Raw genomic sequence first — 9,442 nt, forward strand, 5'->3', positions numbered from 1 at the left:
TGTGAGCTCAGTACGCAGACTGCACGTGGTCAGCGGCAAGGGCGGCACCGGCAAGACGACCGTCGCCGCCGCCCTCGCGCTCGCCCTGGCCGAGGAGGGGCGGCGGACGCTGCTGGTCGAGGTCGAGGGCCGCCAGGGCATCGCCCAGCTCTTCGAGACCGAGGCACTGCCCTACGAGGAGCGGCGGATAGCCATCGGCCCGGGCGGCGGCGAGGTGTTCGCCCTCGCCATCGACGCGGAGCGGGCGCTGCTCGACTACCTCCAGATGTTCTACAAGCTGGGCGGCGCGGGCCGGGCGCTGCGCCGGATCGGCGCGATCGACTTCGCGACGACCGTCGCGCCCGGGCTGCGCGACGTCCTGCTCACCGGCAAGGTCTGCGAGGCGGTGCGCCGCCGCGGCCCGGACGGCGGCTGGGCCTACGACGCCGTCGTCATGGACGCCCCGCCGACCGGCCGCGTCACCCGCTTCCTCGCCGTCAACGACGAGGTGGCCGGCCTGGCCAGGGTGGGGCCCATCCACCACCAGGCGCAGGCGGTGATGCGGGTGCTGAAGTCCGCCGAGACGGCGGTGCACCTGGTGACGCTGCTGGAGGAGATGCCGGTCCAGGAGACGGCCGACGGCGTGGCCGAACTCCGCGCCGCCGACCTCCCGGTCGGCGGCACCGTCGTCAACATGGTCCGCCCGGCCCTCGACTCGACCGCCGCCACGCCGCTCCCCGCCCCGAACGACCTCGCCGCCGCCCTGACCAGGGCCGGCCTGCGGGACGCCGAGGCGCTGACCGCCCCCCTGCTGTCCCAGGGCCGGGAGCACGTCACCCGGCTCGCCCTCGAAGCCACCCAACGCGACGAACTGGCCCGCCTCGACCTCCCGGTCCGCGAACTCCCCCTGCTCCCGGACGGCGTCGACCTCGCCGGCCTCTACCGCCTTGCCCGCCTCCTGCGCGCCCAGGACTGGTGACCATGCGATCCCCTCAGGAACCGCTCGAGACGGACCCCCTGATCGACGACCCCGACACCCGGATCGTCGTCTGCTGCGGCTCCGGCGGGGTCGGCAAGACCACCACCGCCGCCGCGCTCGGGCTGCGCGCCGCCGAACGCGGCCGCCGCGTCGTCGTGCTGACCATCGACCCGGCCCGCCGCCTGGCGCAGTCCATGGGGCTGACCGAGCTCGACAACGTGCCCCGCCCCGTCCCCGGGATCGACACCACGGCGGGCGGCGAACTCTTCGCCATGATGCTGGACATGAAGCGCACCTTCGACGAGATCGTCGAGGCGCACGCCGACCCCGCCCGCGCCCGGGCCATCCTGGACAACCCCTTCTACCAGTCGCTCTCCGCCGGCTTCGCCGGCACCCAGGAGTACATGGCGATGGAGAAGCTGGGCCAGCTCGCCGCCCGCGACGCCTGGGACCTGATCGTGGTCGACACCCCGCCGAGCCGCTCCGCGCTCGACTTCCTCGACGCGCCGCAGCGCCTCGGCTCGTTCCTCGACGGCCGGTTCATCCGGCTCCTGATGGCGCCGGCCAAGGCCGGCGGCCGCGCCGGCCGGAAGGTGATGAGCCTCGGCATGGCCGGGCTCTCCCTCGTCACCGGCACCCTCGGCAAGGTGCTCGGCACCGCGCTGCTGCGCGACGTCCAGACCTTCGTCGCCGCCATGGACACGATGTTCGGCGGCTTCCGCACCCGCGCCGACGCCACCTACCGGCTGCTCCAGGCGCCCGGCACCGCCTTCCTCGTCGTGGCCGCCCCCGAACGGGACGCGCTGCGCGAGGCCGCCTACTTCGTGGAGCGGCTGGCGGCCGAGCGGATGCCGCTGGCCGGCCTGGTGCTCAACCGCGTGCACACCTCGGACGGCGCCCACCTGGGCGCCGAACGCGCCCTCGCCGCCGCCGAGACGCTGGAGTCGCGCGAGTCGGCCTCCGACGCCGACCGGGCCGCCGCCGGACTGCTGCGCGTGCACGCGGAACGGATGCGCCAACTGACCCGGGAGGAGCGGACCCGCGCCCGCTTCACCGCCGTCCACCCCAGGGTGCCGGTCGTGGAGGTGCCGGCGCTCCCCGAGGACGTGCACGACCTCGCCGGACTGCGCGCCATCGGCGACCGGCTGAGCCAGACCGACGGCGCGCAGCCCTTCGGCTGACCCCGCTCAGCTGACCCGCGCCAGCGCGTCCCGCCCGACCCCGCCGACCCGGTCCCCGCGCTCGTACTCGCTCCGGGCCGTCTCCAGCAGCCGCCGCCAGGACGTCACCATCGGCCGACGGCGCAGCAGCGCGCGCCGCTCCCGCTCCGTCATGCCGCCCCAGACGCCGAACTCCACGCGGTTGTCGAGCGCGTCGGCCAGGCACTCGGTCCTGACCGGGCACCCCTGGCACACGGCCTTCGCGCGATTCTGCGCCGCGCCCTGGACGAACAGCTCGTCCGGATCCGCCGTGCGGCACGCCGCCCGCGCGCTCCAACCGCCGCCCCCACCACCACTCGAACCGCTCATGCCGGTGACGTCCTCCCTCACGGCGCGACCACGGCGGCGAGCGACCAGGCCCGGACGTCGGCCCCGGCTTCCTCGCCTCGCCAGTGGAGGACGTTACGGAAGTCACGCCGAGGCCCAACACCCCCGGCGGGCCCCATCTTCGATGGCCCGTTCGGACTATGCGACGTGCAGATTCACCCGAAAGAGTGAAGCGGGCGGCGGCCTCGCGGGGATGGCTTTCGGCCAGCCTAAGGGGAACGTCCGCTCCCTGTCCGGCGTTCGAGAACGTAGGCTGCCCCTCATGGGTAGCAAGCGGCCGCGCGGCGGGCAGAACGCGGCGGAGCAGATCGCCAGGTTCCTCGGGGTGAGCGTGTTGTCCGGTGCGGTGCTCGCGGGTCTCGCGCTGCCCGCGGTGGGCGCGCTCGGGCTCGCGGCGCGCGGCACCATGGAGGGTTTCGACGAGATCCCCGCCGAGATGGAGCGGCCCCCGCTCAGCCAGACGTCCACCATCCTCGACGCCGAGGGCAACACGATCGCCGAGGTCTCCTTCCGGAACCGCACGGTCGTCGACCTCGACCAGATGGGGGCGGTCCCGCAGGCCGTCGTCGCCATCGAGGACGCCCGGTTCTACGAACACGGCGCCATCGACATGCAGGGCATCATCCGCGCCCTGAGCACCAACCTCGGCTCGGGCTCGGTCGAGCAGGGCGCCTCGACGCTCACCCAGCAGTACGTGAAGAACGTCTTCGTCGAGGCCGCGGGCGACAACCAGGAGCTGATCGCCGAGGCCACCCAGCAGTCAGGCGCCGCCGGCCTCGGCCGCAAGATCCGCGAGATGAAGTACGCGATCCAGCTGGAGCAGGAGCTCACCAAGGACGAGATCCTGGAGAACTACCTCAACATCACGTACTTCGGGCAGCAGGCGTACGGCGTCGAGGCCGCCGCCGAGCGCTACTTCTCCAAGCCGGCCACCGAGCTCGAACTCCACGAGGCCGCGCTGCTCGCCGGCCTGGTGCAGTCGCCGTCCAGCTACGACCCCACGCTCAACCCGGAGATCGCCCTCGACCGGCGCAACACCGTCCTCCAGCGGATGGTCGACAACGACGAGATCACGCAGGAGGAGGCGGACGCGGCGGCCGAGCAGGAGCTCGGCCTCGACATCAGCGAACCGCGCACCGGCTGCACCACCGCCGTCGACGACTCGGGCTTCTTCTGCGACTACGTTCGCGAGGAGATCCTGAACAACCCGTCGTTCGGCGAGACCGAGGAGGAGCGCTCCGAACTCTGGGCGCTCGGTGGCCTCACCATCCAGACCACCCTGGACCCGCAGGCCCAGGCGGCCGCCGCCGCGGCCGCCCGGGAGGGCGCCGCCGAGACCGACCCGGTGGTCGCGGCCGTCGTCCAGGTCCAGCCGGGCACCGGCCGCATCCTCTCGATGGCGCAGAGCCGGCCCTACGGCGTCGACGCCTCGCAGAACCAGACGGTCATGAACCTCAACGTCTCGGCCGGGATGAACGGTTCGGTCAACGGCTTCCAGCCCGGCTCCACCTTCAAGCCGTTCACGGCGGCCGCGGCCCTGGAGAACGGCATCTCGCCGGCCCAGACCTACGAGACCGAGCACGAGATGACCATCCAGATGTCGGAGTTCCGCAACTGCGAGAACCAGCCGGCGGGCTCGGGCACCTGGGACGTGGGGAACGAGCGCGAGGACGAGGAGGGCACCTGGGACATGACCGCGGCGCTCGCCGAGTCGATCAACACCTACTTCGTGCTCCTCGAACAGCAGGCCGGGCTCTGCGACACCGTCGAGATGGCCCGCTCCCTCGGCGTGACCCGCGGCAACGACGAGGAACTGCCGGCCGACCCGTCGGCCACCCTCGGCGCCCACGAGACGACGCCGCTGATGATGGCCAACGCGTACGCGGCGTTCGCCAACCGCGGCATCTACTGCACGCCGATCGCGATCACCTCGGTGACCAACGCGGACGGCGAGGAACTGGACGTGCCCGAGTCCGAGTGCGAGCCGGTGATGGCGGAGCGCACCGCGGACACCATCAACGCGATGCTCGGCGGCGTCGTGGAGGATGGTACTGGCGCAGCGGTCGGCCTGACCGACCGGGACAACGCCGGCAAGACCGGTACCTCGGACGAGCGCAAGAACGTGTGGTTCGTCGGCTACACCCCGGAGATCGTCACCGCGGTCCGGGTCGGCGGCGACGCCGAGCTGATCCCGATGGAGAACATCACCATCGGCGGCCAGTACTTCGAACGCGCCAGCGGCGCCGGCGTGGCGGGCCCGATCTGGCGCAGCGCGATGATCGGCGCGCTGGAGGGCGTCACGCCCACCCAGTTCAACGACGTCGACGTCCCCCGCGCCGACGACGACCGCGACCGCGACCGGGACCGTGACCGGGATCGTGACCGCGACGACGACCGCGGCAACGGCAACGGGAACAACGGCAACGGCAACAACGGCGGCGGCGGCGGCGACTCGGGCGGCGACGTCGGCATCCCCGACATCCCCGACTTCCCCGACATCGAGTGGCCGGACTCCCTCGGCAACGGCAACGGAGGCGGCCGAGGCAACCGCGACTGACCCACCGACAACGCCGAACGGGCGGCCCCCAGGGGCCGCCCGTTCCGTCGTTCTCGCGGTCGCCCGCGTTACGCCAGGGCGCCCTTGACCGCCGCCGCCACCCGGCCGCCCTCGGCGCGGCCGGCGACCTTCGGGTTCACGATCTTCATCACGGCACCCATCGCCCGCGGCCCCTCGGCGCCGCCCGCCCTCGCCTCGGCCACCGCCTCCGCGACCAGCGCGGCCAGCTCGTCGTCGCTCAGCTGCTGCGGCAGGTACTCGGCCAGCACCTCGCCCTCGGCCCGCTCCCGCGCGGCCTGTTCGGGCCGGCCGCCGCTCTCGAACGCCTCGGCCGCCTCGCGCCGCTTCTTCGCCTCCCGCGCCACGACCTTCCGCACCTCCTCGTCGGAGAGCTCGCGCGCCGTCTTGCCGGCCACCTCCTCGGTGGTGATGGCCGCCAGCGTCATCCGCAGCGTGGCCGAGCGCAGCTCGTCCCGCCCCTTGATCGCCGTCGTGAGGTCGCTCTGCAGTCGGGACTTGAAGGTGGTCATGCGAGCCATTGTGGCAGCCGTGAAACGATGGGCCCCATGCGTGCCCGATACCGCGTCCCCCTCCAAGCCGCGCTCGCGGTGACCGCGCTCTCCGCCGCCACGGTCGCCTACGCGGCCGGCTACGAGGCCCGCTCCTTCCGCCTGCGCCGCGTCACCGTCCCCGTCCTGCGCCCGGGGATGCCGCCGCTGCGGTTACTGCAGGTCTCCGACATCCACATGGTGTCGGGTCAGGACAAGAAGCGCCGCTGGCTCCAGTCACTGGCCGGCCTGCGGCCCGACTTCGTGATCAACACCGGGGACAACCTCTCCGACCCCCAGGGCGTCCCCGAGGTCCTGGACGCCCTCGGCCCGCTGCTCGAGTTCCCCGGCGCCTACGTCTTCGGCTCCAACGACTACTACGCCCCGAAGCTGCGCAACCCGGCCCGCTACCTCGCCGAGCGCGCCACCGGCCGCCACGGCCTCAACGGCAACGGGCCCGCCCGTGACGTGCCGCGCAACCCCTGGTGGGAGCTCCGCGACGCCTTCGACGCCGCCGGCTGGGCCAACCTCACCAACACCCGCGGCCGCATCAAGGCCGCGGGCGCCGAGATCGCCCTGACCGGCCTCGACGACCCCCACATCCGCCGCGACCGCTACGCGGAGGTCGCCGGCGGCCCGGACCGCGACGCCGACCTCGCCCTGGCCGTGGTGCACGCCCCCTACCTGCGCGTCCTCGACTCCTTCGCCGCGGACGGCTACCCCCTGATCCTCGCCGGCCACACCCACGGCGGCCAGCTCTGCGTCCCCTTCTACGGCGCCCTGGTCACCAACTGCGACCTCGACCCCGGCCGCGTCAAGGGCCTCTCCACCCACGAGACCCCGGGCCACACCGCCTACCTCCACGTCTCCGCCGGCTGCGGCACCAACCGGTACACCCCCGTCCGCTTCGCCTGCCCGCCGGAGGCCACCCTGCTGACCCTCACCCCCCGCGAAACCTGATTTCCCGTACGACGAGCGGTCGGCTAGAGTAGTCCCCGTTGTACCGGGGTGTGGCGCAGCTTGGCAGCGCGCTTCGTTCGGGACGAAGAGGTCGTGGGTTCAAATCCCGCCACCCCGACACAGCTCAGAGGCCACCTACTGTTTTTAGTAGGTGGCCTCTGGCGTTGCGTACAGCAGCGGAGTACAGCAACCGCTACGGCCCCCGCCGCCCCTTCCCCTCCTTCGGCTTGCGACCGAGGGCCTTGCCCAGCTTGCGCAACGCCCGCCGCGTCTCCTTCGACGGGACGTGCGTGTAGACCTCCATGGTGACCGCGATCTCGGAGTGCCGGAGGATCTGCATCGCGACGCGCGGGTGCACGTCCATCGCAGCCAGCAGCGACCCACAGGTGTGCCGGGTGTCGTGCACACGGATCACGCGCACGTCGGCCCGCTCGCAGCGTCGGACGAACTCCCGGTTGAAGTTCCTCGGATCGATTGGGGTGCCGTAGCGCGTCGTGAACACCAGGTCCGAGCCCTGCCACACCTCCCCGGCCGATTCCTTCGCCGCCGCCTGGTCCTTCTGCCTGGCCCGAAGCGCCGCGACACAGATGTCAGGCAGCGGGAGCACCGCCTCCGACGCCTCCGTCTTGGCCACGTCCGAGTGGATGAGCTGCCGGCGAACCCGCTGAAGCTGATGCCGGACACGCAGCTCGGCCGCGTCGAGGTTCACGTCCGACCACGTGAGCCCCAGAACCTCCCCCTTACGGAGGCCGAGCACGAGGACCAGGACGTAGGCCGCGTAGAGGTAATCCCGTTCCGCTTCGGCTCGTTCCAGGAAGCCGCAGGCTTCTTCCACGGACCACGGCTCGGGCTTCTTCCGCCGGGCCCGAGGCACCTTGATCATCTGGGCGACGTTCTTGGCAATCAGCTCCTCAACAACCGCGTTGCCGAGCGCGCTCCGCAGCACGGTCCGGGCGTCGTTGACCGACCGCTTGGACAACGTCCGGCCACAGCACTGCCCTCGCGCACAGCACCGCCGCTTCCTCTCCGGCCGCGCGGCATCCTTGCCTTGCGCGCAGCACTGGCAGGTCTCCGCGAGCTTGTTCATCCACGTGCGAAGGTCCCGGACGCTCAACCTGTCCAGCCGCTTCGTACCCAGGAACGGAAGGATGTACAGCCGGACGTTCGTCTCGTACGTCGCTGCGGTCAGCGGCCGGAGGTTGGGCTCCACCACTTCCCGGAGCCAGTAGGCGAGGTAGTTGCCCACTGTCGGAACGGCGGTTGCCACTGGCCCCTTGGTGGCTTCCGCGTGCAGCTTGATCCACTTCTCGTGGACGACCGTCCGGGTCGGTCCGTAGACGTACTTGCGCTTGCGGTTGCCTTCCGGGGTGGTGACCCAGGCGTAGGCGGCGAAGCCGTTGCGGTAGGGGTAGATGGAGCCTTCGCCGTTCCCGCGCTTGCCGCTCACGCCGCCCACTCCTCGGCGTTGGTGTTGGTGGTGCAGCGCTCCACGTACTCGTCCACCCAGGCCGGGAGGATGCGGCGGTTTCGGCCGACCTTGACGGAGCGGATCTCGCCGGTGAGGACGAGCATCTTGGTCTTGGACAGGCCGAAGCCGAGCATGACGGCGACCTCGGCCGTGGTGTGCCACTTCCGCGTGATCGCGGTCATCGCGTGGGTTCTCCTTCGGTTCCGGGGGAGGGGGCGAGCGAGGCGGAGAGCCATTCCTCGGCAGTGGTGAGGCCGGTTCCGGCGTAGGCCCAGTGGGCGACGATGAGCATGGTTTCCTCGGTGCCGTGTTCGCCTGCTTGTTGGCGTCGCCATTGGGCGCGTGCGTCGCGGAGTGCGCCGAGGGTGGTGGAGTAGCGGCGTGACTTGGTGGAGAAGTGGCCCCGGAAGCCGAGCATGTGGGCCCAGGCCCGCAGCCGGAGGTGTTCCAGGTCCTTCCGGGCCCCGAGGGTCCACGCGGCCTTGATGAGCCGCCGAGCGTGCTCGGAGATGTCCAGGGGCGCCAGTTCGGCGAGGAACCGCAACGGCCGGTCAAGGGTGCCGGTGGCGGTCTCGGCACCTTTGGTGGCGTACTTGGCGATGTAGCCGGCCACCGCCCGGTCGGTCAGCTCCTGGCCGCCGTCGAACTCCGCGCTGTGGATGGCGCGAACGTCAAGCTGCCGACCGAAGGCGAAGCGGTGCGCCCGCCCATCAACGACCGGCCCGACCACGGCCACGGCCGAAGCGGCGGCCCGAACAGCGTCGGTCAGCAGCTCGGCGGACGCCCAGCGTGGGGGCGGGGTGTCGCCGCCGCCGGGTCCGTCGAGGCGTATGACGGCGTGGAAGTGGACGGCGCCACGTTTCTGGTACTCGGCAACCTTGGCGAACGACACCCGCGCATGCCGGGAAAACGCCCGTTGGGTGAGTCCGGCGCGCTTAGCGATCTCCCGCCGCAGGTAGATCGTGAAGCGCCGCCACAGGGCACCGGCGTGGGCGTTCCACAGCACCGCGGCTTCGTAGTCGTACCGCTCAGGGTCGATCGGGGCCCCAAGCGTCTCGTCCTCCTGGTCGTGGGCGACGCCGCAGCGGCAGGCCGGGCGGCCGGTGGGCCGGTTGTGGACCTGGCCGAAGCTCGGCGCGGTGAACGTCGCGAACACACGCGGATGCCCGGCGACGCGTTCCGGGGTGCCCTTGCCGCCCTTCAGGCCGGCGGTGATGAGTTGATACGTGTCTCGGCGGTAGGTCTCCGCGCAAGCCGCACAGCGCGTTGCGCGGCGGTTGTTGCAGCGGGTGAGGAGGTGGCCGGCGGGGAGGTTGGTGGAGTCGAGGTGACGCAGGACGCGGCCGATCTCGCCGGTTGTGGTGTCGAGGTGGTGTTCGGTGCGGTGGCCGGTCAGGCGGATGG

The 9,442-nt window shown here is 71.8% G+C and carries 9 protein-coding genes and 1 tRNA gene; 5 read left to right on the plus strand and 5 right to left on the minus strand.

Going from position 1 to position 9,442, the window contains the following annotated elements:
- Position 1 precedes the first annotated feature (1 nt).
- Positions 2–958, plus strand: a complete 957-nt coding sequence (gene bagA, locus E1283_RS03985) for an ATPase BagA (protein WP_132816451.1) — start codon at positions 2–4, stop codon at positions 956–958.
- 2 nt (positions 959–960) lie between these two features.
- Complete coding sequence (gene bagB / locus E1283_RS03990; protein ID WP_132816452.1) at positions 961–2,139, plus strand: ATPase BagB; 1,179 nt, start codon at positions 961–963, stop codon at positions 2,137–2,139.
- 6 nt (positions 2,140–2,145) lie between these two features.
- On the opposite strand, the gene E1283_RS03995 is transcribed toward bagB, so the two are convergent.
- Entirely contained in the window at positions 2,146–2,487 is a 342-nt protein-coding gene (locus tag E1283_RS03995; protein ID WP_132816453.1) for a WhiB family transcriptional regulator, read from the minus strand.
- 280 nt (positions 2,488–2,767) lie between these two features.
- On the opposite strand from E1283_RS03995, the gene E1283_RS04000 reads away from it, so the two are divergent.
- Complete coding sequence (locus E1283_RS04000) at positions 2,768–5,062, plus strand: transglycosylase domain-containing protein (RefSeq protein WP_132816454.1); 2,295 nt, start codon at positions 2,768–2,770, stop codon at positions 5,060–5,062.
- A gap of 68 nt (positions 5,063–5,130) precedes the next feature.
- On the opposite strand, the gene E1283_RS04005 is transcribed toward E1283_RS04000, so the two are convergent.
- Positions 5,131–5,592 carry a GatB/YqeY domain-containing protein gene (locus E1283_RS04005; protein ID WP_132816455.1) on the minus strand — a complete coding sequence of 154 codons (462 nt, stop codon included), beginning with the start codon at positions 5,590–5,592 and terminating at the stop codon, positions 5,131–5,133.
- A gap of 36 nt (positions 5,593–5,628) precedes the next feature.
- On the opposite strand from E1283_RS04005, the gene E1283_RS04010 reads away from it, so the two are divergent.
- Both E1283_RS04010 and E1283_RS04015 read left to right on the plus strand, forming a co-directional pair.
- A complete protein-coding gene (locus E1283_RS04010; protein ID WP_207930287.1) occupies positions 5,629–6,570 on the plus strand; it encodes a metallophosphoesterase in 942 nt (313 codons plus the stop codon).
- Positions 6,571–6,614: 44 nt separating this feature from the next.
- Positions 6,615–6,688 (plus strand) — tRNA-Pro (locus tag E1283_RS04015).
- A gap of 75 nt (positions 6,689–6,763) precedes the next feature.
- Here the strand turns inward: E1283_RS04015 and E1283_RS04020 are convergent.
- The 3 genes from E1283_RS04020 to E1283_RS04030 are packed head-to-tail and all read right to left on the minus strand — an operon-like array spanning position 6,764 to position 9,440.
- Positions 6,764–8,026, minus strand: a complete 1,263-nt coding sequence (locus tag E1283_RS04020) for a site-specific integrase (RefSeq protein WP_207930288.1) — start codon at positions 8,024–8,026, stop codon at positions 6,764–6,766.
- A complete protein-coding gene (locus E1283_RS04025) occupies positions 8,014–8,220 on the minus strand; it encodes an excisionase family DNA-binding protein (protein WP_132816458.1) in 207 nt (68 codons plus the stop codon). Before E1283_RS04025 ends, E1283_RS04020 begins: the two co-directional genes overlap by 13 nt.
- Positions 8,217–9,440: a replication initiator gene (locus E1283_RS04030; RefSeq protein WP_243744582.1), complete on the minus strand. Its 1,224-nt coding sequence runs from the start codon at positions 9,438–9,440 to the stop codon at positions 8,217–8,219. The genes E1283_RS04025 and E1283_RS04030 overlap by 4 nt, the downstream gene beginning before the upstream one ends.
- Positions 9,441–9,442: the final 2 nt, after the last annotated feature.

It is taken from the genome of Streptomyces hainanensis (genome assembly GCF_004348415.1).
Lineage (GTDB): Bacteria > Actinomycetota > Actinomycetes > Streptomycetales > Streptomycetaceae > Streptomyces > Streptomyces hainanensis.